Source organism: Pseudomonas sp. B3G-3, assembly GCF_028640915.1.
Lineage (GTDB): Bacteria > Pseudomonadota > Gammaproteobacteria > Pseudomonadales > Pseudomonadaceae > Aquipseudomonas > Aquipseudomonas chlororaphis_I.
The window spans coordinates 1-24,012 of the sequence record NZ_JAQZAB010000101.1; the positions used below are offsets into that span (position 1 = coordinate 1).

Here is a 24,012-nt window from a genome sequence, read left to right on the forward strand (position 1 = left end):
ACCCACTTAGCTATCGACATCAAAAGGAACGCGCCATGTCTATCCGTGAACTGCTCAACCCAAGCAACTCCGCCCTGATCCTGATCGACCACCAGCCACAGATGTCCTTCGGCGTGCAGTCGATCGACCGCCAGACCCTGAAGAACAACACCGTGGGCCTGGCCAAGGCGGCGAAGATCTTCAACGTGCCGACCATCTTCACCTCGGTGGAAACCGAAAGCTTCAGCGGCTACATCTGGCCGGAACTGCTCAGCGTGTTCCCGGATCACCAGCCGATCGAGCGCACCTCGATGAACTCCTGGGAAGACAAGAAACTGGTGGAAGCGGTCAAGGCCACCGGACGCAAGAAACTGATCATGGCCGCGCTGTGGACCGAGGTCTGCCTGAACTTCCCGGCCCTGGAAGCCCTGGCCGAAGGTTATGAGGTGTACATCGTCACCGACGCTTCCGGTGGCACTACCCAGGAAGCCCATGACATGTCGGTGCAGCGCATGATCCAGGCCGGCGCGGTGCCGGTGACCTGGCAGCAAGTGCTGCTCGAATTCCAGCGCGACTGGGCGCACAAGGAAACCTACGACGCGGTGATGGACCTGGTGCGCGAGCATAGCGGCGCCTACGGCATGGGCGTGGACTATGCCTACACCATGGTGCACAAGGCGCCGCAGCGTCAGGTCAAGTAAGCCTGCCGCCAACGATAACCGGTCGACGCAACCCGCTTGCGTCGGCCGGTGGTCGTTGGCGATGAAAACGCCCGGACTGCACACCGTTCCCACGACTCAAGGACCGTCATGAAACAGACCCTCGATTCCTCCCGTAGCGCGGCCTCCCTTTCGCCCTGGAGCCCGCTCAAGCATGGCCTGTTTCGCGGGCTGTGGCTGGCCAGCATCGCCTCGAACATCGGCACCTGGATGCACGAGGTGGGCGCCGGCTGGTTGATGACTTCGTTGTCGGCCAGCCCGATGACGGTGGCGCTGGTGCAGGTGGCCGCCGCCGCGCCGATGTTTTTCCTCGCGCTGCCGGCGGGAGCGCTGGCCGATATCGTCGACAAGCGCCGCTATCTGCTGCTGGTGCAGGGCTGGATGGCCAGTGTCGCCATGCTCCTGGCGTTCCTGACCCTCAGTGGCCTGATGACGGTGCCTCTGTTGCTGCTGTTGACCCTGGCCATGGGCATCGGCACGGCGCTGATGATGCCGGCCTGGTCGGCCCTGACCCCGGAACTGGTGCCCGCCGGCGAATTGCCCGCGGCCATCGCCTTGAGCAGCGTCGGGACCAACGTGGCGCGTGCCGTGGGTCCAGCCATCGCCGGGGTCCTGGTGAGCCTGGCCGGGCCCTGGGCGACCTTTGCGGTGAATGCGCTGTCGTTCTTTGCGGTGATCGCCGTGCTCGCCTGCTGGCGGCGCGAGCCGAAGGTCGCGGTGCTGCCGGCGGAGCGGCTGTTCAGTGCGATCCGCGTGGGCTGGCGCTACGCCCGCAGTTCCCATCCGTTGCAACGGGTGCTGATTCGCACCCTGGCGTTCTTCTTCGGCGCCAGCGCCGGCATGTCCTTGCTGCCGTTGATCGTGCGCGGCGAGTTGCAGGGCAGCGCGACCCAGTTCGGCGTGTTGCTCGGCAGCGTCGGCCTCGGCGCGGTGCTGGGGGCGATGCTGTTGCCGCGGCTGCGCCAGCACCTGGCGGTGGATCGCCTGGTGGCGCTGGCCAGCGTGATCTACGCCCTGGTGCTGTTCGCCCTGGCCTGGCTGCGCGACTTCTATCTGTTGATCCCGGTGATGCTGATCAGCGGCGGCGCCTGGATCGCCGTACTGTCGAGTTTCCAGGTGGCGGCCCAGACCTCGGTGCCGGCCTGGGTGCGGGCGCGAGCGCTGGCGGTGTATATCCTGATGTTCTTCGGCAGCATGGCCCTGGGCGGCTTGCTCTGGGGCTGGGTGGCCAGCCTGTTGTCCATGAGCCTTGCCCTGAGCGCGGCGGCCGCGGTGCTGCTGGCCGGGGTCGGGCTGACCTGGCGGGTCGGCTTGCCCCAGCGCAGCGCCGAAGACCTGGCGCCGTCGCTGCACTGGCCGCAACCGCTGCTCAGCGCCGACCAGGACCTGGAACGCGGCCCGGTGATGATCCGCCTGGAATACGACATCGCCCCCGAACACGCCCAGGCCTTCCAGCAGGCGATGAACCCGGTGCGACGCATGCGCCAGCGCAACGGTTCGTTTTCCTGGTGCCTGTTGCAGGACAGCGAAAACCCGCGCCTGTGGTGCGAGATTTTCTTCGACGAATCCTGGGTCGGCCACCTGCGTCACCACGAGCGGGTGACCCGCGCCGAACTGAAGATCGAGGCGGCCGCCCGCCGCTTCCAGAGCGACGGGGTGAAGATCCGCATCCGCCATTTCCTCAAGGGGCAGGGCTGAAGGGCTGCTTGTCGTCAGCAGTGTTTGAAGCAGAGGCCGCATTTCGCGGCCTCTTTTTATGGCATCACTCGTGCGAGTGCCCATGTCGCCATGAACATGGCGAGGGCTGGCGCGAATACCTTGTCATTGGCACTGTCCTGCTGGACATGGTGAGCGTGTTTCGGCTGGCTGCCATGGGTTTGACCCTATCCCCCTGGGGGGATAGGATGCCGGCGTGATTCATTGAGGCCCGAGGCTCCAGTCATGAGTGAGCACGAACACCACCATCCCCATATCCACCAAAGCCATGAAGCGATCATCAAGCGCCTCAAGCGGGCGGACGGCCATCTGCGCAGCATCATCGGCATGATCGAGGAAGGTCGTGAGTGCGTGGATATCGCCCAGCAACTGCATGCGGTGGAAAAAGCGGTATGCCAGGCCAAGCGCACGTTGATCCAGGATCACATCGATCACTGCCTGGAGGACACCGTTTCATCATTGAACAATTCATCATTGAGCAATGGCGAGCGCGCACCACTGGAAGCCTTCAAGCAAATAACCAAGTATCTCTAGGCCTGGCTGAACGGCTGCAACAGGATGGTGCTCGGACCTGGCCATCCGATCTGAGCCATGCTCCGAAACTCAAGCTCAGCGATGGGGCCATCGGCGATGCTGGTCATCGATCACGTACGGATGCTCGTGATCCAGACCATTCTGGCCGTCTAGGTGAGCGTGATCGGCCGGAAGATTTTCATGGGTGTGTCTGATCGACTCCTGATCATGTACAGGGCGCCAGATCAGGATGCTGATCGCCCATGCGCTACCGGCCACCACGGCGAGCCCGGCAAACGACGCGGTGAGGCTGATATCGGCACCCAGCCACCCAGCCAATGGGTAGGTCATCAGCCAGCAGGCATGGGACAGAGCAAACTGGGCGGCAAACAGCGCCGGGCGGTCTTCGGCGTGTGCCGAGCGACGTAATAGCCTGCCGCTTGGGGTCTGTGCCAGGGAATAGCCCACGCCAAGCATCATCCACAGTGGTAGCAGGAAGTTGTAGGTGGTCAGGTTGATGCCAATGGCCAATCCTGCGACCAATATTGCTCCGCCAAACAGCATGGCTGTGCGGTCCTTGATGTCTTTCAACAAACGAGGCAACACCAGGGCTGCAATCATGGAGCCACCGCCGAACGCAGCCAGCGCCAATGCAGTAGAGCGCTGGGGCAAAGCGAAGCGCGATTGGACCAGCACCACTGTATTGACGATGACCATGGCACTGGCCGCCGCTACCGTCAGGTTCAGCGCCAACAGCCCGCGCAAGCGAGGCGTCGCCAGGAAAATGCGCAAGCCACGGGTGGTTCGCTCGTAAATACTGCGGCGTGGCGTCTGCTTCGCCTTCGGCAGCAACACTGTCGAGACCAGGGCCGCCGAAGCGAGAAAACCAATGACAGTGCCGGCGAACAGACTGTGGAAGCTGACCACGGTCAGCAACGCGGCGGCGAGCATCGGACTGGCGACGCTCTCAAGATCGTAGGCCAGGCGCGATAGAGACAACGCCTGGGTGTAATCGTCCTCATCCGGCAGGATGTCCGGAATGGTCGCCTGGAATGTTGGGGTGAACGCAGCCGAGGCCGACTGCAAGACGAAAATCAATACGTAGATTTGCCAGACCTCTGTCACGAACGGCAAAGCAAGGGCGACCAGCGCTCGCACCAGATCCAGCGAAACCAGCATCGCGCGCCGAGGGAGGCGTTCTGCAAAAGCAGCTGCAATCGGCGCAACGCCGATATAGGCAGTCATTTTGATCGCCAACGCCGTGCCCAGGACCGCACCTGCCTGGGCGCCTGCAAGGTCGAAGGCCAGCAAGCCCAAGGCGACGGTTGCAAGGCCGGTACCTACCAGCGCGATCACCTGGGCCAGGAACAGGTGACGGTAGGTTGGGTTGGCGAGGATTTTCAGCATGGGAAATCTCCCAGGGCGAGGCGTTTAATCATCTGTGCTATCAAGCGTTTCTCGAATGCAGAGAGCGATGAGTTCCTTGTATTCAGCTTTCCCATATCCCCCCGGGGAGGATGTGGGGCGTATCCTAAACCAGAGGCAGTGGCAGCTCAACAAAGAGGCGCGCAGCCTTTCGTCGAATGTCGGGAAATGGGTGAGAGAGTGGCTTGTGCGGTGAAGGCAATTGGCCATACTTTGTGGGGCGTGAGAGATCTCACGCCTATAACAACATGAGCATGGAGCAAGCCCTGATGAAACTGTCTGCCATTCTGATCGCCGCTGTACTTTCGATGACTTCCATCGCTGCCTTCGCCCATAGCGGTGGCACTGATGCAAAAGGTTGTCATCGCAACCACAAGACCAACGATTACCACTGCCACTAAAAACCAAAGCCCAGCGTCAGGCTGGGCTTCGTGACGAACTGGCCTCCTCACATTTGTGGAGGCCAGTTATGGGATTCGCCCTGGCAATCCTTGCACCAGGCGTAGAGCGCGTCGTACAGGACCAGGCCGTGGGCGAGCATTTCATGGTCATCGCTATAGCGCTGCGACAGGCCCAGTGAAATCGCGTACAGCCCCGCCGATTGCGGGGTCAGGTCCAGACGCGAGGTATCGGCCCCGCGCACGATCCTGGCCAGATGCCGCAAGGCCGGCTCGCTGAGTCGGTACTTCTTCAGGAACGCATCGAAGCTGCACAGTTCGCCCTCGTGGCTCAGTTCAACACCGGGAATGTCATAGGGCGCCGCGTCTTTCTCCGCGGCGAGCCGCAGCACATCGGCGCTGGGCACGTATAAAAACTCCGCCTGAGGATCGATGAAGCGGGTGATCAACCAGGGACAGGCGATGCGGTCGATCTTGGGTCGTTCGCGGGTAATCCACTTCATGGAACACCTCCTGCCTAACTCGGTAGGCTGGGTGAGCCGGCAGGCCCGGTGCCCGCCAGAGATCGTCAATCAGTTCATTCGCCCTAGCGCAGCAGGTGCACGGCCAGGCCCGCCAGTGCACAGGCCATCAGCACCTGGATCACGCCGCGCTTGAAGCGGAACAGGGCAACCGCCGCGGCCAGGGCGATCAGCGCCGAGGGCCAGTCGAGGGCGCCGCTGAAGCCGTTCGGCCACAGCACGTGGTAGCCGAAGAAGCACGCCAGGTTGAGGATCACCCCGACCACCGCGGCGGTGATCCCGGTGAGCGGCGCGGTGAACTTGAGCTCGTTGTGGGTCGACTCCACCAGCGGGCCGCCGGCGAGGATGAACAGGAACGAAGGCAGGAAGGTGAACCAGGTGACCAGTGCCGCCGCGACCGCACCGGCCAGGAACACCTGGTCGGCGCCAAACACCTGGGAGACATAAGCCCCGACGAAACCGACGAAGGCCACCACCATGATCAGCGGCCCGGGGGTGGTTTCCCCCAGGGCCAGGCCGTCGATCATCTGCGTCGGGGTCAGCCAGCCGTAGTGACCCACCGCGCCCTGATAGACATACGGCAGCACGGCATAGGCACCGCCGAAGGTCAGCAGCGCGGCCTTGGTGAAGAACCAGCCCATCTGGGTCAAGGTGCCTTGCCAGCCGAACAGCGCGGTCAGGGCGCCCATCGGCAAGGCCCACAACAGGGCGCCGATGAATGCCAGCAGCGCGAGTTTCAGCCAACTGAAGCGGGCATGTGCAGGGGCAGGGGTGTCGTCATCGATCAAGGCCGGGCCGAAGGACTTTTTAGTCGCGCCGTGCCCGCCGACCTTGAACTTCTCGGGTACCAGGTGACCGCCGAGGTAACCGATCAGGGCGGCCCCCAGCACGATCAACGGAAACGGCACATTGAAGGCAAAGATTGCGGTGAATGACGCCGCGGCTATCGCCCACAGCCAAGAATTCTTCAGGGCCCGCGAGCCGATCCGGTGCGCCGCCTGTATGACTATCGCCGTCACCGCGGGCTTGATGCCATAGAACAGCCCGGCCACCACCGGGACTTCGCCGAAGGCGATGTACAGCCAGGACAAGGCGATCAGGATGAACAGCGAGGGCAATACGAACAGCGCGCCGGCAATCACGCCGCCCCAGGTCCGATGCATCAGCCAGCCAATGTAGGTCGCCAACTGCTGGGCCTCGGGCCCGGGCAGCAACATGCAATAGTTGAGCGCGTGCAGGAAGCGTCGCTCGGAGATCCAGCGCCGGCGTTCTACCAGTTCCTGGTGCATGATCGAAATCTGCCCCGCGGGCCCGCCAAAGCTGATGAAGCCGAGCTTGAGCCAGAACCAGAAGGCTTCAAGCAAACCGACCGGCCCGGGCCTCGGCGGATCCGTTTCCAGCGCCGACTCGGAAACCTTACTCATGGGGTTGCTCCTCTTTCACGAACTCGGCGAGCAGGCCGTCGAAGATGGCGCTGGCAGCGGCCAGCAACTGGTCGTCATGGCTGATGGTTTCGCGCAGTCCGGCCAGTACCCGCTCGATGCCGGCAGCCTCCGCGGGCTGGATGCCGCCGATATCGAGGTAGTGCACCAGGGCCGCGAGACGATCCAGGCCGGGTTGCCGAAGGGCAAAACTGGCTTGCAGGGTTTCGAAGGTCACGCGGTTGCCGACATGGCTGAACGCTGCGTCATCGAAGTCGAAACCCAGGGCGTCGGCCGGGCAGTCCCGGGGCTGGTCCAGCCAGAGGATCCGCGCCTTGGGGTCGATGAAGCGGCGGATCAGCCAGGCACTCGCCAGGCGGTCGACCCAGGGGCGCTTGCGGGTCGCCCAGACACGGCCCTGATAGTCGCCCGGGCTGAGCAGGGTGATGGGCAGGTCGCGGCTATACGGCTCATCCGTCGACAAGGCCCGGCTGACCGCCGTCTCCAGCTCCTGCAAGGCGGCGTCGGTGTGCTGCTTCGGCTGGCCGGGGAAAAAATCGATGCTGGCCAGCTGATCGTAGGCTTTGCGCAGCTTGCGAATCTGCCGGGTGCTGGCCAGGGCATTCTGCGCCGTCAATTGCCCCCGGCACTCCTCGATTTCGCTGCGCAGTCTGCTGTAGTCCTCGTTGCGGTCGAACAACCCGATAAAGCGTTCGCCGTTGGGGTCCACCACGGGCAGGACAAAGGCGGTGCCATTGATGGCCAGGATGTCCCGCTCAACCGCGGCCAGCGTTTCGCGGCAGGCGGCGGTGTTCGGCAACAGGTAGGCACCGTCGCGCAACACCGCGGCCCCGGAGGCTTTCAGGGCCCGCCAGGCGCGCATGCGCGCTGTTGCGTTCGCGGTCGGCAATCCGAGGATCAGCGCTAGCCAGTTACTCATGTAGTGACAGATCTAAAAGTTGTAGATGTCGCTACATTATTCTTGCGCGAAGGCCTTGGAAAGGGATTTCACAGGCTTGTCGTGAATAACGAGGCCTGGCGATCAAATCCGGGGGCCCAATGATGGGTGTTGATAACGCTCGCCCACCGCCGCAGCGGTGGGCGATCTGCGTTAGCGCAGCCGGCGGGCGGCGAGATCCAGCGCGATGGCCAGCAGCAACGCCAGGCTGGCGATCACGAACAACTGCTGATGATGGCCGCCGCTGGCATTGAAGATCAGCGAGTAGGCGGCCCCGGCCAACGCCTGGAAGCTGGCGAAGGCCACGGTCGCGCGGCTCCAGGCGACCTGTTGGGCATGGGTGTGTTGCTTCAGTTCGTGGACCCGGGCCAGGGCCAAAGGCACGATGCCGGGTGGGAACGAGCCGATCAGTACCGCCAGCCCGCACAGCAGCCACGGCTGGCTGGTGATGCTCAACGCGCCCACCGCCAGCGCCTGCACGATCAGCACCCAGCGGATGCTGCGGCGGGCCCCGAGGTGGTCGGCGAGCATGCCGTAGACCATCGGCCCAAAGATCGCGCCGACGCCATACATCACCCACACCAGCGCCGCCACATGGGTGCCGGCATCGAGGCCGCGGGCCACGTAGTCCACCAGGAACACCATGGCCGGCACCAGCCCGGTGGCCATCAAGGCGTACTGGGCGAACAACAGGCGCAGGCCACGGCCGGACGCCGAATCCTCAGGGGCGGCCGGCTCGCTGGCCTTCACCGCGACAGCGGGCTCGGGCTGGCTCTGCGGCCAGCAGAACCAGCTGGCGGCGGTCAGCACCGCGGCCACCAGCCCCAGGCCTAGCCAGGTGTCGCGCAGGCCCCATTCCAGCAGGGCCGGCACCAGGGTGCCGGAGCCGGCGATGCCCAGGCCGATGCCGAGGAAGATCGCGCCGCTGGCCGCGCCTCGGCGCGCTGGCGGTACGTGGGGCAGCACAGTGGACGCCACCAGCACCATGATGGCGCCGCCGGCGATCCCCGAGAGCAGGCGCCAGACGAAGAACCAGCTGAAGGACAGGGCCCAGGCACAGGCGAAGAACGACAGGGTGGCGACCACCAGCATCAGCCGCAGCACCCGCGGATTGCTCAGGCGCTTGCCCAGGGGATGGCCGATCAGCGCGCCGATCAGGTAGCCGGCAAGGTTGGCGGCGCCGAGGTAGACCACGTCGGCCTGCACGAACCAGTGGGCCTGGATCAGTTGCGGGATCAGCGGGGTATAGGCAAAGCGCGCCAGCCCGATACTGACCAGGCTGGCGCACAGGCCGGCGAAAATATGCAGCCAGACTGCATTGCGCATGGGGAGTGTCGCGGTGGTAGGCGCTGACATGGGGGCGTCCTTGATGGGTGAGCGGTGGAAAGGGATGGGCTGGGGTGGATTCTGCAAGGCGGCGCCTGTGCGGCGGAAATCATCGGCATCGATAGCGGATATGCCTCGCCGATATCGCCTCAAACGCTTGCGGGGCCCTGGCTGTTTGCCAGTCAGGCCCGGGGGCGCAAACCCCCAGGCCAGTGCCGGTCAAGGCATCTCGGGCAGTTCCTGCGCCCGCAGATCGAACACCAGCACTTCGGCATCCGCGCCGTTGCTCAAGGTCAGTGCCTGTTCCTTGCGGACCCGCACGCCATCGCCTTCCTGCAAGAGCAGGCCATTGAGCTCGACCGAGCCGCGGGCCACATGCACATAGGCGTAGCGGTCGGCGTCGAGCTTCAGGGTGGCGCTTTCCTGGCCATCGATCAGCCCGGCATAGACCCGCGCATCCTGGCGCACCTGCAGCGAACCGTCGGCGCCCTCGGGGGAGATGATCAGTTGCAGGCGACCGCGTTTTTGCTGCGGGCTGAAATGCTCTTGCTGGTAACGCGGCCTGGCGCCGCTGACATCCGGCACTATCCAGATCTGCAGGAAGTGCACAGGCTGGGTGGCCGAGTGGTTGTACTCGCTGTGCGCCACGCCGCTGCCAGCGCTCATCAGTTGCACGTCGCCAGGGCGGATCACCGAACCGGTGCCCAGGGTGTCCTTGTGTTCCAGGGCGCCTTCGAGCACATAGGAGAAAATCTCCATGTCCCGGTGCGGGTGCTGGCCGAAGCCCTTGCCGGCGGCGACCCGGTCGTCGTTGATCACCAGCAGGTCGGAAAAACCCTGCTCCCGCGGGTTGCGGTAGTTGGCGAAGGAAAAGGTGTGGAACGACTTCAACCAACCGTGGTTGGCGGCGCCGCGATCAGAGGCTTTGCGAAGGGTCAGCATGAGGGAATCTCCTGTCGGGACGGGAATTCGTCCGGTTGAGGAGAAGGCTAATGTTTACCCTGTGATGCAATAAGTAGATGGAAACTGAAAGACTGTCCCTTTCGGGTTGACAATTTTGTGCGCTGAATCACGTATTCTTGTCCGACGATCGCGCGCCGTCCGGGCATAATCTGCAGGGTCGGCGTTAGGCTTTTAACCCTTTGATATCAGTGATCTTTACCCATGAAAACCGTGGCAATGGTGCTGTTTCCAGACTTTCTCCTGCTCGACATGGCCGGGCCCATGGAGGTGTTTTCCATCGCCAATCGTTATCTGGAGCCGAAGGACCATTACCAGCTCTCGACGATCGGCACCGAGCACGGCCCGTTGCGCGCTTCCAACGGCGTCAGCGTCCAGGCCGACATGCATATCGACCAGGCGCGCGACAACTATGACCTGCTGCTGGTGCCCGGGGGGCCGGGGGCCTACAACGAAAAGCATCCACCCTTGCTCGACTGGCTGGCGGGAGCCGTGCGCCGCTCGGCCGTTTATGGCTCGATCTGCACCGGGGCCTTCATCCTCGGGCATGCCGGGTTGCTCGACGGGTTTCGGGTGACGACCCACTGGCACTACACGGAGCGCCTGATCCGGGCCTTCCCCAAGGCAACAGTGGAGACCGACCAGATCTTCGTCGAGGACCGCAACCTGATCACCTCGGGCGGGGTCACCGCCGGCATCGACCTGGCATTGGCGGTGGTCGCCCGCGACCATGGCAAGAAAGTCGCCCAGGACGTGGCCAAGGTGTTGCTGGTGGTGATGAAGCGCCAGGGCGGGCAGGCGCAGTTCAGCCCGTTGATGGCCACGGTGGCGCCGCAGGAAACGCCGGTGACCCGGGTGCAGAACCATGTGCTCGAACGCCTGGACGAAGCCTTCAGCATCGAGCGCATGGCCAGCCTGGCGAACATGAGCACGCGCCATTTCGCCCGGGTGTTCGCCCGGGAAGTGAACATGACGCCGATGGAGTTCCTGCAAAGCGCACGCATCGACCGCGCGCGGAACCTGCTGGAGACCAGCGACCTGCCGCTCAAGACCGTGGCCTACAAAAGCGGCTTCGGCAGCGTGCGCCACATGCGCTTTCTGTTCAGTGAAAAGCTCGGCCTGACCCCCACCCAGTACCGCGAACAGTTCAGCTAGTGCCGGCTTGTCCGTCTGGCGCACCGCGATGGCCGTGACGCTCCCTCCAGGGCGGTTGTACCGTCATCGCTGCCTGCCAAGATACTGGGGAATTCTTGGTAATGGAGGTGCGGGAGCCTGGCGCCAGGCCGGGTTTCCAGCACGTGGATGCGCATGAACAGCGTCAGAGACTTGAACAGTGATGCGGTGCTGCGGTTCGGCCCCTACGCCTTCCACCTGCGGCAGCGGCTGGTCCTGGACGGCGATCGGCCGTTGCGCATGGGCGGGCGTGCCCTGGACATCCTGCGGGTGCTGGTCGAGCGCGCCGGCCAGGTGGTGGGCAAGGACGAACTGATCGCCTGCGTCTGGCCGAACTCGGTGGTCGAGGACATCAACCTGCGCGTGCACATCGCCGCCCTGCGACGCGCCCTTGGCGAAGGCCCGGACGGGCAAGGCTACATCGTCAATATTCCGCAGCGCGGTTATTGCTTCATCGCCCCGGTGCTGCGCGAGGCGCAAGAAGAGCCGGTCGCGCTGGCCAGCCTGCACAAACCCCAACACAACCTGCCGGCACGGCTGACCCCGGTCACCGGCCGCGACCCGCTGGTCGGCAGCCTGGTCCGGCAGTTGCCGGTGCGCCGCTTCATGACCCTGGTCGGTCCGGCGGGGATCGGCAAGACCACGGTCGCGCTGCGGGTCGCCGAGCTGCTGTTGCAGCACTACTGCGATGGCGTGTGGTTCATCGACCTGGCGGCCATCGACGACCCGGCGCAACTGGTCGAGCACATGAGGCACAGCCTCGAGCTGGACGCCGGCCTGGAGGCGCTGGCAACCCGGCATGCCTTGCTGGTGCTGGACAATTGCGAGCACCTGCTCGAACGCTGCCGGGCCGTGGTCGAGCAGTTGCTGGCCTCGGCGCCACGGCTGTCGATCCTGGCCACCAGCCGCGAACCGCTACAGGCTGCGGGGGAGACCGTGCATGGCCTGGCGGCCCTGTCGGTGCCGCCGGCTTCGGCGTTGCACTGCGTGGCCGAGGTCATGAACCATTCGGCGGTGCAACTGTTCGTCAGCCGCGCCCGGGCCCGCCAGCAAGACTTTGCCTTGCGGGAACAGGACCTGGCAGCGGTGCGCGAAATCTGCCGACGGCTCGATGGCTTGCCATTGGCCATCGAACTGGCGGCGGCGCAGATCGACGCGCTGGCGCTGGTGGGGCTGCAAGCGCAGCTGGACAACTGCTTTCAACTGCTGACCCAGGGCCGGCGCACGGCCGTGGCGCGGCATCAGACGCTCAAGTCCGCCCTGGACTGGAGCTATCAACGCCTGAGCCGGCTGGAGCAGACCCTGCTGCAGCGCCTGGCGGTGTTCGACACGGCCTTCACCGTGCGGGCCGCCACCGACGTCATCAGCTGCGCGGTGCTGCGGCCCGAGTGCGTGGCCGAGGTCATGGCGCAGCTGGCGCGCAAATCGCTGCTGGCGCTGGAGCAGGGCCAGGGCACGACGCGTTACCGCTTTCTCAACACCACCCGCGCCTACGCGCTGGAAAAGCTCGAACACAGCGGGCAGTTGCGGGTGTTCGAACGGCGGCATGCCCACGCCATCGGCAAGACCCGCTGGCTGTCAGTCAGGAAGGTCTCGTTGCAGCTCATCGAGCAATTCACGGACGCGGGTTAGGTCCGGCGTGGCGAAACCTTCGGTGAACCGGGCGTAGAGTGGTGCGAGCAGCTCATGGGCGCGCCGGGCCTGGCCCTGGCGCTGCCAGAGCCGGGCCAGCGAGGTGGCGCTGCGCAATTCCCAGGTCAGCGCGCCCTGGGCCCTGGCCACTGCCAACGCCTGGTGCAGCACCGCTTCGGCGGTGCCAGGCGCATTGTCGGTCAGCAGCGCCTCGGCCCTGGCGCGCAGGATCTCCGCCGTGCTCCAGCCCGCGGTGCCGCTTTCGGCCCGTTGCAGCAAGGCGTTATCGATGAAAGCGCCGTCCAGGGTCACCATGATTTCGCCGATCAGCCCGACGCCGGATTGCGGCGGCGAGAACTGCGGCGCACCTTCGATGACCTGCGCATAGTGCCGGCCCCAGGTGTAGAACAGCAGCACCGAATGCTTCTGTGCCTGCTCCAGCAGCAGGCGCAGGAGTTCGCGGGCGGTCGCGGTGTCGCCGTTGTAGTGGGCGATCAGGCAGCCGGCCAGCGCCAGGGTGTAGCAGATGGACGTGCCGTGGTTGATCTGCAAGGCGATCTCCAGGGCCTGGCGCGCGGTGCGCCAGGCTTTTTCCGGATGGCCCTGCAACCAGAGGATCCGCGCCAGGATCGTCAGGGCGGCGACGCTCTGGTCGTACTGCACGCCAAAGCCGCGGGTGAAGCGGCTCAGGTTACCGCTCTGGGCCATCAGCTGGATGACTTGCTCGGCCTTGTCCCGGGCCTGCGGTTGGTCGCCGGCAAAGTGCAGGGCCAGCACCTGCAGGCGCTGGGTGCTGAGGGACATTGCGTTGGCGCCGGCGTCGCGCAGCGCCAGGTGGTCGAACTGCCGGCTTTGCTCCAGGGCCAGTTGGTAGTGGCCGCAACTGAGGTTGACCGCCATGTGCCCGGACACCGCCTTGAGCTGGGCGGCCACATCGTCGCTGCCTTCGGCCAGGGTCCTGGCGGCGACGAAGGCCTCGATGGCTTCGGCGCTGCTGCCCTGGGTGTGGTAGCAGGCGCTGCCGAGCGCCAGCTTGAGGGCCTGGGTCAGGCGCGGGCAGGGCTGGTCTGTCGCGTGCAGCAGGGTCAGGGCCTTGCGCACATGGGCGCCATGTTCCTTGAGCAGCGACAGCTCCTGCCACAGCGGCGCGGAGACCGCGGTCAGGCGGATCGCCAGCTGTTGCGGGCCCTGGGCATTCAGGCCCCAGTCGAGCGCCGCGCGGATGTCTTCCAGGCTGCGGGCGTGCCGCTCGACCCAGAGCGTCGAGGGGGTCTGTTCCCAATCGTCCTGGGCCTGGTGCATCAGGGCCAGGCAACGTTCGGCGTGTCGCCTGCGGGTAGCCGGCAGCTCGGCGGCCTGCTCGAGTTTTTCCAGGGCATAGCTGCGGGTGGTGTCCAGCAGGCGATAGAACACTTCCTCGTCGCCGACCTCCACGTTCAGCAGGGACTTGGCCACCAGTTGGGTGATCGAGGTAAAGACCACGCGGGCTTCGATGTGCTCGCCGACGATCACCGCCGCGGCCGATTGCAGGGTGAAGCCGCCCCGGAAGATGCCCAGCCGGCGCAGGCAGGCCTGCTCGCAGGCGCTGAGCAGCTCGAAGCTCCAGTCCAGGGTGGCGCGCAGGGTCTGATGACGGCCCGGGGTGATCTGGCCGCCCTGGGGCAGCAGGCGAAAACTGCCTTGCAACTGGCTGAGCAAGCCGGCGAGCCCCAGGTTGCCGACCTGGGCGGCGGCCAGTTCGATGGCCAGGGGAATGCCGTCCAGGCGCCGGCAGATATCGATCGCCAGGGGCAGTTCGGCGTGGCTCAGTTCGAAACTGTCGTGGCTGGCCATCGCCCGTTCGACGAACAACTGCAGGGCCGAAAAAGTCAGGGCCTGGGCGCGGTCCAGCACCGCGATGGGCGGTGGGCAATCGAGGGATTCCAGGCGTTGCACGAATTCGCCCTCGGCCCGCAGGCTCTCGCGGCTGGTGGCCAGGACATGCACCTGCGGCGCCGCGCGCAGGATGCTTTCGCAGAGCGGCGCAATGGCGTCGAGCAGGTGCTCGCAGTTGTCGATCACCAGCAGCATCTGCCGCTCGCGCAGGAAGCTCGCCAGGCCGGCCACCGGTTCGCCGTCGTGCAGCGCCAGGTCGAGGAGGGTCGCCAGGTGGCTGGTGATCATTTGCGGGTCGTTGAGCGGCGCCAGGTCCAGCAGGCGGATGCCGTCGCGGTACTGGCCGATCAGCTGTTCGGCGACCCGCAGGGCCACGGTGGTCTTGCCGATGCCGCCGGGGCCGACCAGGGTGATGAAACGCTGGCGCGCCAGTTGCCTCATCACATTGTCCACCAGCACCTGGCGGCCGATCAGGCGGGTGCGGCGCACCGGCAGGTTATGCCCGCTCGGCTCGGCGGGAGCGCCTGCGGGGCTTTGCTCGAAACGCTCGGGGGAGAACGGCTCCAGGGAGAAGGGCGCGACGAAGCTGTAGCCGCGCTGGGCCACGGTGACGATGTAGCGCTGGCCGGCCTGGCCGTCGCCCAGGGCCTTGCGCAGCGCCGCCATGTGCACCCGCAGGTTGGTGTCTTCGACCACGCTCCTGGGCCAGACCCGGGCGATCAGTTGCTGCTTGCTGACCACTTCGCCGGCGTGTTCCAGGAGGATCAGCAGGATGTCCATGGAGCGGCGGCCCAGGCGCAAGGGCCGCTCGGCTTCCAGGATCAGGCGTTGCCCGGGGTAGATCCGGTAGGGGCCGAAATGCACAGCTTGTTCGGGGGCTAGGGTCAACGGCTCACTCCTGCTGCTTTGCTTTTTTCCAGTGTTTCCCGTGGCACCTGTGCGGGAAGGGCGGACGAAGGGCACGACCTTCTATCTCGCGGTTTTCGAGCATGTTCCTCAGGTTTCCCGGACAACGCAACGCGACGCGGACGGGCGTGCATCCGGTGCGCTGACCGCAGCAATCTCCTTGCCAGCGATGGGCCCCGTATTCATTGGCCGCGGTCCTGGCGACGAGCGGGCAGGGGCGATGCCCGCGCCACTGAAAATTAACAACGTTTAACTCGCCCTGCATCCGCCCTACGCCCAAAACTCCAGGTCTTCATGTCGCCGATCGAAGGGACGATCGTGCGTGCCGCGCGAAGAAAAAAGGGATGAACACGTCTGGAGGATGCCGGAATGAGCAAGGTGGTGGTGGTCTATCACAGTGGCTATGGCCATACCCGGGTCATGGCCGAAGCCGTGGCCCAGGGGGTGGAAAGCCACCTGAACAGCGCCTGCCGGCTGATCCCGGTCGAGGAGGTGCATGACCAGTGGGAGCGCCTGCACCAGGCCGACGCCATCATCTTCGGCGCGCCGACCTACATGGGCAGCGCCTCGGCGCCGTTCAAGGGCTTCATGGAGGCCACCGCGGCCTTCTACCTGGCCCAGCCCTGGCGCGACAAGCTCGCCGCCGGCTTCACCAATTCCGGTTGCCTGTGTGGCGACAAGCTCAACACCTTGTTGCAGATGGCGGTCTTCGCGGCCCAGCACTCGATGATCTGGGTCGGCCTCGACCTGCTGCCGGCGCGCTCCAGCAGCGGGGTCTTCGATGGCCAGTTGAATCGCCTTGGCAGTTCCCTGGGCGCCATGGCCCAGTCGAATGTCGAACAGTCCCCCGAACACGCACCCCCGCTCGAAGACCGCCGCACCGCCGCGCACCTGGGCCAGCGGGTGGCGCGCTTGGCCGAGCGCCTGGCCCAATCATCGATTTGAGTCACCCAACCCCCTGAAGGAGCACATGCCATGAGTACATTCACCACCCGCGACGGTACCGAGATCTATTACAAGGACTGGGGCAGCGGCCAACCCGTCGTCTTCAGCCACGGCTGGCCGCTGAACAGCGACAGCTGGGAGGCGCAGATGATCTTCCTGGCGTCCAAGGGCTACCGGGTCATCGCCCATGACCGCCGTGGGCATGGCCGCTCCAGCCAACCCTGGTCGGGCAACGAGATGGACACCTACGCCGACGACCTGGCGCAGTTGATCGAACGCCTGGACCTGCAAAACGCGGTGCTGTTCGGCTTCTCCACCGGCGGTGGCGAAGTGGCGCGCTACATCGGTCGCCACGGCACGGCGCGGGTCGCCAAGGCCGGGCTGATTTCCGCAGTGCCGCCGCTGATGCTCAGGACCGCGGCCAACCCTGGCGGCCTGCCGATCGAAGTCTTCGACGGCCTGCGCGAAGCGTCGCTGGCCGACCGTTCGCAGCTGTACAAGGACGTCGCCAGCGGGCCGTTCTTCGGTTTCAACCAGCCTGGCGCCAAGCCGTCCCAGGGCATGATCGACTGGTTCTGGATGCAGGGCATGATGGCGGGCCACAAGAACACCTATGACTGCATCAAGGCCTTCTCCGAAACCGACTTCACCGAAGACCTGAAGAAGTTCGACGTACCGACCCTGGTGGTGCACGGCGACGCCGACCAGATCGTGCCGATCGAAGCCGCCGGCATTGCCTCGGCCAAGCTGGTCAAGGACGCGAAGCTGCTGGTCTACCCAGGCGCGCCCCATGGCCTGACCGACACCCACAAGGATCAGCTCAACGCCGACCTGCTGGCGTTCATCGAGGCCTGAGTCGCCCGGCGACCTGCGCCTGATCCATAAAAAAACGCCGGGAGGTTTTTGCCTCTCGGCGTTTTTTATTGCCGGATCTCAAGCGTGTCGCGGCCTTATGCGCTTGCCTGGTTGAGGCAAGGGCGGGCGCGCAGGACCCGGCACCGCCAGGCGAACGGGTTGATACCTTCGCTGTGGGTGAAGATGTGGCAGAAGTGCGCCTGGTCGCAGAAGCCGCATTCCAGGCTGATCTGCGTCAGGGTCAGGTCGGTGTCCTGGATCAGTTGCTTGGCCCGGGCGATGCGCTGGCAGCGGATCCATTCCTGGGGCGACAGGCCGGTGCTGCACTTGAAGGCGCGGGAGAAATGGCTGCGGGACAGGGCGCAGGCCCGGGCGAGTTCGGTGACTTCCAGGGTGCTGCTCAGGCCGTCGAGGATCATTTGCTTGACCAGGCTTTCGCGCCAGGGAGAAAGGCCACCGGGGGTGGTTTTTCGGCTTTGTGGGGCGGGCGCCCTGACGGCGTTGTGCTGAGCGTGGGCCATGACGAAATTCCGTGTCGGTGGGCATGCGCCGACGCACCGCAGGGTGGGCCGGGCGCTTCCCGATTTAGAAAACAGGTCTGCGCAGAGGGCTTCATTCTTGGTGGCGTGGCGGGGGCTTGCGAGTTAAACGTTGTTAATTCCGTTAACCCGCAGGTGGGCAGTGGCCGCAACTGAGCACATGGCTGCAATTTTTGCGGCGCGCGGCCGGTGCATGATCGACCTTGTACGGCTGGCTCGGGAGTGGCCGTTTTTCTGACTCGATCAAAAAGGTGAAGGCATGACGCATTCTCTGCTGTGCACGCTGCGCGGAGCAGCCCTGGCATTGGCCCTGACATCGCTTGGCGCCCAGGCGCAGGCGCCGGTCCAGGGCACCCAGGTACCCGGTTACTACCGCCTGGCGGTGGGCGACTACGAAGTGACGGCGCTGTTCGATGGCTACAACGACCTGTCGCCGAAGCTGCTCCAGGGCATGACCCAGGGCCAGATCCGCGCCTTGCTGGCCCGCCGCTCGATCGAGACCCCGGGGGTACAGACCGCCTTCAACGCCTTTTTGGTCAACACCGGCAAGCAACTGATCCTGGTGGACACCGGTGCCGGCCAGTGCATCGGCGCCACCGCCGGCATGCTCACGGCGAACATGCAGGCCGCCGGTTATCGCCCGGAGCAGGTCGACGCCATCCTGCTCACCCACCTGCACCTGGACCACGTGTGCGGGCTGGTGGATGGCAAGCAACAACCGCTGTTCGCCAACGCCACGGTCTACGCCGCCCAGGCCGAAGCCGACTACTGGCTCGATCCGCAGGCGCTAGCCAAGGCGCCCGCCGGTGCCCGGGAGTTCTTCAAGATCGCCCAGGACTCCACGGCCCCGTATCGCGCCGCCGGACGCTTCAAGACCTTCGCCAGCGGCCAGTCGCCGGTGCCGGGCGTCGAGGCCCAGCTGGAGGCCGGGCATACCCCGGGCAGTACCACCTACCGCTTCACTTCCCAGGGCCAGAGCATCCTGTTCATGGGCGACCTGGTGCATAACCTGGCGGTGCAGTTCGAGCATCCGGAAGTGTCGATCCGTTTCGACGTCGACAACCAGCAGGCGATCAAGGCCCGGGCCAAGGTCTTCAGCGAGGCGGCCAGCAACAAGACCTGGGTGACCGCGGCGCACCTGCCGTTCCCGGGCGTGGGCCATATCGCCGCGGTGGATGGGCATTTCCAGTGGGTGCCGGCCGAGTACGGGCCTTACCAGCGGGCGGCCAAGGTGCCGATGATCGAGTGACGTGCGCTGGCTGAACACACAAGGGGACTGCCGCTATGAACCGTAACGATCTGCGCCGCATCGACATGAACCTGCTGGTGATTTTCGAGGCCCTGATGTTCGAAAAGAACCTGACCCGGGTCGCGGAAAAACTGTTCATGGGCCAGCCCGCGGTGAGCGCCGCGCTCGGCCGCCTGCGCGACCTGTTCGACGATCCGCTGCTGTTGCGCAACGGCCGCGGGATGGAGCCGACGGCCCGGGCGCTGGTGATCCTCAAGGAGCTGCAACCGGCGATGGATGCGATCTCGGGCGCGGTCAGCCGGGCCAAGGAATTCGATCCGGCGACCAGCTGCGACCTGTTCCGCATCGGCCTCTCGGACGATGCCGAGTTCGGCCTGTTCCCGCCGTTGTTGAGCCAGTTGCGCGAGGAGGCCCCGGGCATAGTCGTGGTGGTGCGCCGGGCCAACTACCTGTTGATGCCGGCCTTGCTGGCCTCGGGGGAGATCTCGGTCGGGGTCAGCTACACCACCGAGTTGCCGGCCAATGCCAAGCGCAAGAAGCTGCGGGACATCGGCTGCAAGGTGCTGCGCGGCGACAACCGCCCCGAGCCCTTGACCCTCGATGAATACTGCCGGCGGCCCCACGCCATGGTGTCGTTCTCCGGCGACCTGAGCGGCAATATCGACCTCGACCTGGCCAAGGTCGGGCGCAGCCGCCGCGTGGTGTTAGGTGTGCCGCAGTTCAGCGGTTTGCGGGCCTTGCTCGCCGGCACCGAGATGATCGCCACCGTGCCCGACTACGCGGCTTGTGCCCTGGTCGAAGGCTGCGCCTTGCGCGCCGAGGACCCGCCGTTCGCCATCGAGGCGGCGCAGTTGTCCATGGCCTGGAGCGGGGTGCACGACAACGATCCGGCCGAACGCTGGTTGCGTTCGCGGATCGCCCAGTTCATGTCCGAGCCCTTGAAGATCCACTCTGCCTAGATGCGGGCGGTCGTGTCGGGCCCTGGGGCGAAGAGAGCACATATGTTCAATTTTTCCCGCCCGCGCAGCGGCACCATTCACTCTCGGCGTCGACGCCGGGGATTTTTCAAATTGTGTGGGTGCGCCAATGAACGCTTCACCTTGGGATGAACGAGCCCGGGACCTCGGGCTGCTGTTTTTGCGAGTCAGCGCCGGGCTGTTTCTGCTGTGGGTGCACGGCCTGCCGAAACTGCTCGACTACAGCGCGGAGCTGCAACGCATCGAAGACCCGTTCCAGCTGGGCGCCAACCTGACGCTGATGCTGGCGATCTTCGCCGAGGTGCTGTGCCCGTTGCTGATCGTCGCCGGGGTGGCGGTGCGCCTGGCCTGCCTGCCGATCCTCGCGGTGCTGCTGGTGGCATTGCTGGTGGTGCACCCGCAGTGGAGCCTGGCCGAAGGCCAGTTCGCCTGGCTGCTGTTGATCCTGTTCAGCAGCATTCTTATCGCCGGCCCGGGACGGCTGGCCCTCAATGATCGTTTCGCCGGAGCCTTGCGTTATGTCTGATTCCAATCGCCTCGAGGCCAGCGCGCGGCCGGACTCCGATGAGGTCGTGACGCTGATCGTCAAGCACCGGGTCAAGGCTGGCCTGGAAGCGCCTTATGAAGCCTGGTTGCGGCGCATTGTCGGGGTTGCCGGGCAGTACGAAGGGCATCTGGGCGTGGACGTGATTCGCGGCAAGAGCGGCGGCCTCGACCTGTTCACCTGCGTGCTGCGCTTTTGCTCCACCGAGGCGATGCAGCGCTGGCTCGACTCCCCGCAACGCCGGGCGCTGGTCGACGAAGCCGCGCCGATGCTGGCCGACGGCGACCAGACCGAAGTCCACCCGGTCCATGAATTCTGGTTTTCCACCCAGACCGATGCCGCCTCGCCACCGCCACGGTGGAAACAGGCGTTGTTGACTATGCTGGTCATTCTGCCGCACACCCTGCTGGTGCCGCTGATCTGGGGGCCTGTGCTGCAACTGAATGCCTGGCTTGGCAATTACGTGGTCGCCACTTTCCTGATCACCCTGACCATCGTGCTCTCGGTGGTCTACCTGTTCATGCCCCTGGCGACCCGGCTGTTCGCCCCCTGGTTGCAAGCCACTGTCACCGACCGACACCTGGAGCCCGGCCATGGCCAATAACGACGACCCGACCGATCCTCTGCGCCGCCACTTGCTCGCGGCCGGATCCTTGCTCAGCGCCGCGGCGGCTTTCTGGCCGCGCCTGTCCCTTGCCTCTTCCCATTCAGAAGGACATCCGATGAACGCCGATCTGATTCTGTTCAATGGTCAATTCCACACCGTCGACCGTGAGAAACCCCGCGCCAGTGCGGTCGCCATCAGCCAGGGGCGCTTCGTCGCGGTGGGCACCGATGCCGAGGCCATGGCCTTGCGCGGCAGCGCCACCCAGGTCATCGACCTCAAGGGCCGCACGGTGATCCCCGGCCTCAACGACTCGCACCTGCACTTGATCCGTGGCGGCCTGAACTACAACCTGGAACTGCGCTGGGAAGGCGTGCCGTCGCTGGCCGACGCCCTGCGCATGCTCAAGGACCAGGCCGACCGCACGCCGACCCCGCAGTGGGTGCGGGTGGTGGGCGGCTGGAACGAATTCCAGTTCGCCGAAAAGCGCATGCCGACCCTGGAAGAACTCAACCAGGCGGCGCCGGACACTCCGGTGTTCGTCCTGCACCTGTACGACCGCGCCTTGCTCAACCGCGCGGCCCTGCGCGTTGCCGGCTACACCCGCAACACGCCGAACCCGCCGGGCGGCGAGATCGTCCGCGACAGCAACGGCGAACCCACCGGCATGCTGGTGGCGCGGCCCAACGCAATGATCCTCTATTCGACCCTGGCCAAGGGGCCGAAGCTGCCGCTGGAATACCAGGTCAACTCGACCCGTCAGTTCATGCGCGAACTCAATCGCCTGGGCCTGACCAGCGCCATCGATGCCGGCGGCGGTTTCCAGAACTATCCGGACGACTACGCGGTGATCGAGCAACTGGCCCGGGAGCAGCAGTTGACGGTGCGCATCGCCTACAACCTGTTCACCCAGAAGCCCAAGGAAGAACTCACCGACTTCAAGAACTGGACCGGCAGCGTCAAGCTGCACCAGGGCGACGACTTCCTGCGCCACAACGGCGCCGGGGAAATGCTGGTGTTCTCCGCCGCCGACTTCGAGGACTTCCTCGAACCGCGTCCGGACCTGCCGCAGACCATGGAGCAGGAACTGGAGCCGGTGGTGCGGCATCTGGTGGAACAGCGCTGGCCGTTCCGTCTGCACGCGACCTACGACGAGTCGATCTCGCGCATGCTCGACGTGTTCGAGAAGGTCAACCGCGACATCCCATTCAACGGCCTGCCGTGGTTCTTCGACCACGCCGAAACCATCACGCCGAAAAACATCGAGCGGGTTCGCGCCCTCGGTGGCGGCATCGCGATCCAGGACCGCATGGCGTTCCAGGGCGAATACTTCGTCGACCGCTACGGCGCCAAGGCCGCCGAACAGACCCCGCCGATCAAGCGCATGCTGGCCGAAGGCGTGCCGGTGGGCGCCGGTACCGATGCCACCCGCGTCTCCAGCTACAACCCCTGGACCTCGCTGTACTGGATGGTCAGCGGCAAGACCGTGGGCGGTATGGAGCTGCACGCCGAAGGCCTGCCGCGGCAGACCGCGCTGGAACTGTTCACCCACGGCAGCGCCTGGTTCTCCTCGGAGCAGGGCAAGAAGGGCCAGATCAAGGTCGGCCAGCTGGCGGACCTGGCGGCCCTGTCCGCGGACTTCTTCAGTGTCGAGGAAGAGGCCATCAAGTGGATCGAGTCGGTGCTGACCGTGGTCGACGGCAAGGTGGTGTACGCCGCCGGCGACTTCTCCAAGCTTTCGCCGCCGATGGTGCCGGTGCTGCCGGACTGGTCGCCGGTGGTCAAGGTGCCGGGGCACTGGCGTCCGACCTCGCCGCTGGTGGCCCAGGTGCACCAGTGCAGCGGCCCGTGCGCGGTGCACTCCCACAGCCACGAGCGGGCGCGCCTGTCGAATGTGCCGGTCAGTGACTTCCAAGGCTTCTGGGGCGCCTTCGGCTGCTCGTGCTTTGCCTTCTGACGATCCACAACAGTGCCGGCCGCAGCGGCCGGCGCTTATAGCGACATCCACCCACCTAGGAGTTTCACATGAGCAACGTACCCTACAAACGTCTGGATATTAATGACGCCGTTGTCCTGCTGGTCGACCACCAGACCGGCCTGATCTCGCTGGTCCAGGATTTCTCGCCCAACGAGTTCAAGAACAACGTGCTGGCCCTGGCCGACTGCGCCAAGTTCTTCAAGCTGCCGACCATCCTCACCACCAGCTTCGAATCCGGCCCGAACGGCCCACTGGTACCCGAGCTGAAACAGATGTTCCCGGACGCGCCCTACATCGCTCGTCCAGGCCAGATCAATGCCTGGGACAACGAAGATTTCGTCAAGGCGATCAAGGCCACCGGCCGCAAGCAACTGATCATCGCCGGCGTCGTCACCGACGTCTGCGTGGCGTTCCCGACCCTGTGCGCACTGGAAGAAGGTTTTGACGTGTTCGTCGTGACCGACGCTTCCGGCACCTTCAACGAAGTGGTGCAGCAGGCCGCCTGGGCCCGCATGTCCGCCGCCGGCGCGCAACTGGTCAACTGGTTCTCCGTGGCATGCGAGCTGCAGCGTGACTGGCGCAACGACATGGAAGGCCTGGCCAACCTGCTGTCGCAGCGTATCCCGAACTACCGCAACCTGATGAACAGCTACTCGGCATTCACTGCCAAATAAGCCTGGCGTTATCGCCGAGCTGAAAAAATGCCCGCCATTGTGCGGGCATTTTTTTGCCTCGCGGACAGCGCGATCCCTGTAGCCGCTGGCGTAGCCTGCGATCGGCGGCGTAGCCGTCGTAAAAC

At 65.2% G+C, this 24,012-nt stretch carries 22 protein-coding genes; 14 read left to right on the forward strand and 8 right to left on the reverse strand.

Features of this window, described 5'->3' with window-relative positions; genetic code table 11:
- Nucleotides 1-35 precede the first annotated feature (35 nt).
- The 3 genes from PVZ80_RS13290 to PVZ80_RS13300 all read left to right on the forward strand — a co-directional run bounded on the left by PVZ80_RS13290 (nt 36) and on the right by PVZ80_RS13300 (nt 2,948).
- On the forward strand, nt 36-680 hold the full coding sequence (locus PVZ80_RS13290) for a hydrolase (RefSeq protein ID WP_016702824.1): 645 nt from the start codon (nt 36-38) through the stop codon (nt 678-680).
- A gap of 108 nt (nt 681-788) precedes the next feature.
- On the forward strand, nt 789-2,396 hold the full coding sequence (locus PVZ80_RS13295) for an MFS transporter (protein WP_038633390.1): 1,608 nt from the start codon (nt 789-791) through the stop codon (nt 2,394-2,396).
- 243 nt (nt 2,397-2,639) lie between these two features.
- Nucleotides 2,640-2,948, forward strand: coding sequence for a metal-sensing transcriptional repressor (locus PVZ80_RS13300; RefSeq protein WP_124338611.1), 309 nt, complete (start codon nt 2,640-2,642; stop codon nt 2,946-2,948).
- Nucleotides 2,949-3,023: 75 nt separating this feature from the next.
- On the opposite strand, the gene PVZ80_RS13305 is transcribed toward PVZ80_RS13300, so the two are convergent.
- A complete protein-coding gene (locus PVZ80_RS13305; protein ID WP_124355168.1) occupies nt 3,024-4,334 on the reverse strand; it encodes an MFS transporter in 1,311 nt (436 codons plus the stop codon).
- 287 nt (nt 4,335-4,621) lie between these two features.
- Here PVZ80_RS13305 and PVZ80_RS13310 point away from each other — a divergent pair, with 287 nt between their 5' ends.
- A complete protein-coding gene (locus tag PVZ80_RS13310; protein WP_124355167.1) occupies nt 4,622-4,753 on the forward strand; it encodes a YHYH domain-containing protein in 132 nt (43 codons plus the stop codon).
- A gap of 47 nt (nt 4,754-4,800) precedes the next feature.
- On the opposite strand, the gene PVZ80_RS13315 is transcribed toward PVZ80_RS13310, so the two are convergent.
- From PVZ80_RS13315 to PVZ80_RS13335, 5 genes are all read right to left on the reverse strand, one after another.
- A complete protein-coding gene (locus PVZ80_RS13315) occupies nt 4,801-5,253 on the reverse strand; it encodes a chromate resistance protein ChrB domain-containing protein (protein WP_124355166.1) in 453 nt (150 codons plus the stop codon).
- A gap of 83 nt (nt 5,254-5,336) precedes the next feature.
- Nucleotides 5,337-6,695: a chromate efflux transporter gene (gene chrA / locus PVZ80_RS13320; RefSeq protein ID WP_124340390.1), complete on the reverse strand. Its 1,359-nt coding sequence runs from the start codon at nt 6,693-6,695 to the stop codon at nt 5,337-5,339.
- Nucleotides 6,688-7,632 carry a chromate resistance protein ChrB domain-containing protein gene (locus PVZ80_RS13325; protein WP_273864034.1) on the reverse strand — a complete coding sequence of 315 codons (945 nt, stop codon included), beginning with the start codon at nt 7,630-7,632 and terminating at the stop codon, nt 6,688-6,690. The genes chrA and PVZ80_RS13325 overlap by 8 nt, the downstream gene beginning before the upstream one ends.
- A gap of 171 nt (nt 7,633-7,803) precedes the next feature.
- Nucleotides 7,804-9,006, reverse strand: coding sequence for a YbfB/YjiJ family MFS transporter (locus PVZ80_RS13330; RefSeq protein ID WP_273864035.1), 1,203 nt, complete (start codon nt 9,004-9,006; stop codon nt 7,804-7,806).
- Between the two features lie 189 nt (nt 9,007-9,195).
- Nucleotides 9,196-9,918: a pirin family protein gene (locus PVZ80_RS13335; protein WP_009049593.1), complete on the reverse strand. Its 723-nt coding sequence runs from the start codon at nt 9,916-9,918 to the stop codon at nt 9,196-9,198.
- A 222-nt stretch (nt 9,919-10,140) separates the two neighbouring features.
- Here PVZ80_RS13335 and PVZ80_RS13340 point away from each other — a divergent pair, with 222 nt between their 5' ends.
- Both PVZ80_RS13340 and PVZ80_RS13345 read left to right on the forward strand, forming a co-directional pair.
- Entirely contained in the window at nt 10,141-11,091 is a 951-nt protein-coding gene (locus tag PVZ80_RS13340; protein ID WP_009049592.1) for a GlxA family transcriptional regulator, read from the forward strand.
- Nucleotides 11,092-11,244: 153 nt separating this feature from the next.
- Entirely contained in the window at nt 11,245-12,741 is a 1,497-nt protein-coding gene (locus PVZ80_RS13345) for an ATP-binding protein (protein WP_273864036.1), read from the forward strand.
- Here PVZ80_RS13345 and PVZ80_RS13350 read toward each other — a convergent pair.
- Nucleotides 12,688-15,504, reverse strand: coding sequence for an ATP-binding protein (locus PVZ80_RS13350; RefSeq protein WP_273864037.1), 2,817 nt, complete (start codon nt 15,502-15,504; stop codon nt 12,688-12,690). The genes PVZ80_RS13345 and PVZ80_RS13350 overlap by 54 nt on opposite strands.
- Nucleotides 15,505-15,891: 387 nt before the next feature.
- On the opposite strand from PVZ80_RS13350, the gene PVZ80_RS13355 reads away from it, so the two are divergent.
- Both PVZ80_RS13355 and PVZ80_RS13360 read left to right on the forward strand, forming a co-directional pair.
- Nucleotides 15,892-16,467 (forward strand): flavodoxin family protein, encoded by a 576-nt coding sequence (locus tag PVZ80_RS13355; RefSeq protein WP_101282745.1) that lies wholly within the window; start codon nt 15,892-15,894, stop codon nt 16,465-16,467.
- A gap of 30 nt (nt 16,468-16,497) precedes the next feature.
- Entirely contained in the window at nt 16,498-17,322 is an 825-nt protein-coding gene (locus PVZ80_RS13360; RefSeq protein WP_101282744.1) for an alpha/beta fold hydrolase, read from the forward strand.
- Between the two features lie 95 nt (nt 17,323-17,417).
- Here PVZ80_RS13360 and PVZ80_RS13365 read toward each other — a convergent pair whose 3' ends face one another.
- Complete coding sequence (locus tag PVZ80_RS13365; protein WP_009049587.1) at nt 17,418-17,843, reverse strand: helix-turn-helix domain-containing protein; 426 nt, start codon at nt 17,841-17,843, stop codon at nt 17,418-17,420.
- Nucleotides 17,844-18,120: 277 nt separating this feature from the next.
- On the opposite strand from PVZ80_RS13365, the gene PVZ80_RS13370 reads away from it, so the two are divergent.
- The 6 genes from PVZ80_RS13370 (at nt 18,121) to ycaC (ending at nt 23,887) form a co-directional block, all read left to right on the forward strand.
- Nucleotides 18,121-19,110 (forward strand): MBL fold metallo-hydrolase, encoded by a 990-nt coding sequence (locus PVZ80_RS13370; RefSeq protein WP_016703073.1) that lies wholly within the window; start codon nt 18,121-18,123, stop codon nt 19,108-19,110.
- A 35-nt stretch (nt 19,111-19,145) separates the two neighbouring features.
- Nucleotides 19,146-20,069, forward strand: coding sequence for a LysR family transcriptional regulator (locus tag PVZ80_RS13375; protein ID WP_009049585.1), 924 nt, complete (start codon nt 19,146-19,148; stop codon nt 20,067-20,069).
- 127 nt (nt 20,070-20,196) lie between these two features.
- Nucleotides 20,197-20,613, forward strand: coding sequence for a DoxX family protein (locus tag PVZ80_RS13380; RefSeq protein ID WP_009049584.1), 417 nt, complete (start codon nt 20,197-20,199; stop codon nt 20,611-20,613).
- Complete coding sequence (locus tag PVZ80_RS13385) at nt 20,606-21,235, forward strand: antibiotic biosynthesis monooxygenase (RefSeq protein WP_016703070.1); 630 nt, start codon at nt 20,606-20,608, stop codon at nt 21,233-21,235. The genes PVZ80_RS13380 and PVZ80_RS13385 overlap by 8 nt, the downstream gene beginning before the upstream one ends.
- A 118-nt stretch (nt 21,236-21,353) precedes the next feature.
- Nucleotides 21,354-23,192 (forward strand): amidohydrolase, encoded by a 1,839-nt coding sequence (locus PVZ80_RS13390; RefSeq protein WP_009049582.1) that lies wholly within the window; start codon nt 21,354-21,356, stop codon nt 23,190-23,192.
- A gap of 68 nt (nt 23,193-23,260) precedes the next feature.
- A complete protein-coding gene (gene ycaC, locus PVZ80_RS13395; protein WP_028682128.1) occupies nt 23,261-23,887 on the forward strand; it encodes an isochorismate family cysteine hydrolase YcaC in 627 nt (208 codons plus the stop codon).
- Nucleotides 23,888-24,012: the final 125 nt, after the last annotated feature.

What these genes read in the sequence shown, in the direction of transcription:
- PVZ80_RS13310 (WP_124355167.1), top strand. Translation starts at nt 4,622, where the DNA reads ATGAAACTGTCTGCCATTCTGATCGCCGCTGTACTTTCGATGACTTCC.
- PVZ80_RS13375 (WP_009049585.1), top strand. Translation starts at nt 19,146, where the DNA reads ATGAACCGTAACGATCTGCGCCGCATCGACATGAACCTGCTGGTGATT.
- PVZ80_RS13385 (WP_016703070.1), top strand. Translation starts at nt 20,606, where the DNA reads ATGTCTGATTCCAATCGCCTCGAGGCCAGCGCGCGGCCGGACTCCGAT.
- PVZ80_RS13295 (WP_038633390.1), top strand. Translation starts at nt 789, where the DNA reads ATGAAACAGACCCTCGATTCCTCCCGTAGCGCGGCCTCCCTTTCGCCC.
- PVZ80_RS13325 (WP_273864034.1), bottom strand. Translation starts at nt 7,632, where the DNA reads ATGAGTAACTGGCTAGCGCTGATCCTCGGATTGCCGACCGCGAACGCA.
- PVZ80_RS13390 (WP_009049582.1), top strand. Translation starts at nt 21,354, where the DNA reads ATGAACGCCGATCTGATTCTGTTCAATGGTCAATTCCACACCGTCGAC.
- PVZ80_RS13305 (WP_124355168.1), bottom strand. Translation starts at nt 4,334, where the DNA reads ATGCTGAAAATCCTCGCCAACCCAACCTACCGTCACCTGTTCCTGGCC.
- chrA (WP_124340390.1), bottom strand. Translation starts at nt 6,695, where the DNA reads ATGAGTAAGGTTTCCGAGTCGGCGCTGGAAACGGATCCGCCGAGGCCC.
- PVZ80_RS13345 (WP_273864036.1), top strand. Translation starts at nt 11,245, where the DNA reads ATGAACAGCGTCAGAGACTTGAACAGTGATGCGGTGCTGCGGTTCGGC.
- PVZ80_RS13300 (WP_124338611.1), top strand. Translation starts at nt 2,640, where the DNA reads ATGAGTGAGCACGAACACCACCATCCCCATATCCACCAAAGCCATGAA.
- ycaC (WP_028682128.1), top strand. Translation starts at nt 23,261, where the DNA reads ATGAGCAACGTACCCTACAAACGTCTGGATATTAATGACGCCGTTGTC.
- PVZ80_RS13290 (WP_016702824.1), top strand. Translation starts at nt 36, where the DNA reads ATGTCTATCCGTGAACTGCTCAACCCAAGCAACTCCGCCCTGATCCTG.
- PVZ80_RS13365 (WP_009049587.1), bottom strand. Translation starts at nt 17,843, where the DNA reads ATGGCCCACGCTCAGCACAACGCCGTCAGGGCGCCCGCCCCACAAAGC.
- PVZ80_RS13335 (WP_009049593.1), bottom strand. Translation starts at nt 9,918, where the DNA reads ATGCTGACCCTTCGCAAAGCCTCTGATCGCGGCGCCGCCAACCACGGT.
- PVZ80_RS13380 (WP_009049584.1), top strand. Translation starts at nt 20,197, where the DNA reads ATGAACGCTTCACCTTGGGATGAACGAGCCCGGGACCTCGGGCTGCTG.
- PVZ80_RS13355 (WP_101282745.1), top strand. Translation starts at nt 15,892, where the DNA reads ATGAGCAAGGTGGTGGTGGTCTATCACAGTGGCTATGGCCATACCCGG.
- PVZ80_RS13340 (WP_009049592.1), top strand. Translation starts at nt 10,141, where the DNA reads ATGAAAACCGTGGCAATGGTGCTGTTTCCAGACTTTCTCCTGCTCGAC.
- PVZ80_RS13360 (WP_101282744.1), top strand. Translation starts at nt 16,498, where the DNA reads ATGAGTACATTCACCACCCGCGACGGTACCGAGATCTATTACAAGGAC.
- PVZ80_RS13315 (WP_124355166.1), bottom strand. Translation starts at nt 5,253, where the DNA reads ATGAAGTGGATTACCCGCGAACGACCCAAGATCGACCGCATCGCCTGT.
- PVZ80_RS13370 (WP_016703073.1), top strand. Translation starts at nt 18,121, where the DNA reads ATGACGCATTCTCTGCTGTGCACGCTGCGCGGAGCAGCCCTGGCATTG.
- PVZ80_RS13330 (WP_273864035.1), bottom strand. Translation starts at nt 9,006, where the DNA reads ATGTCAGCGCCTACCACCGCGACACTCCCCATGCGCAATGCAGTCTGG.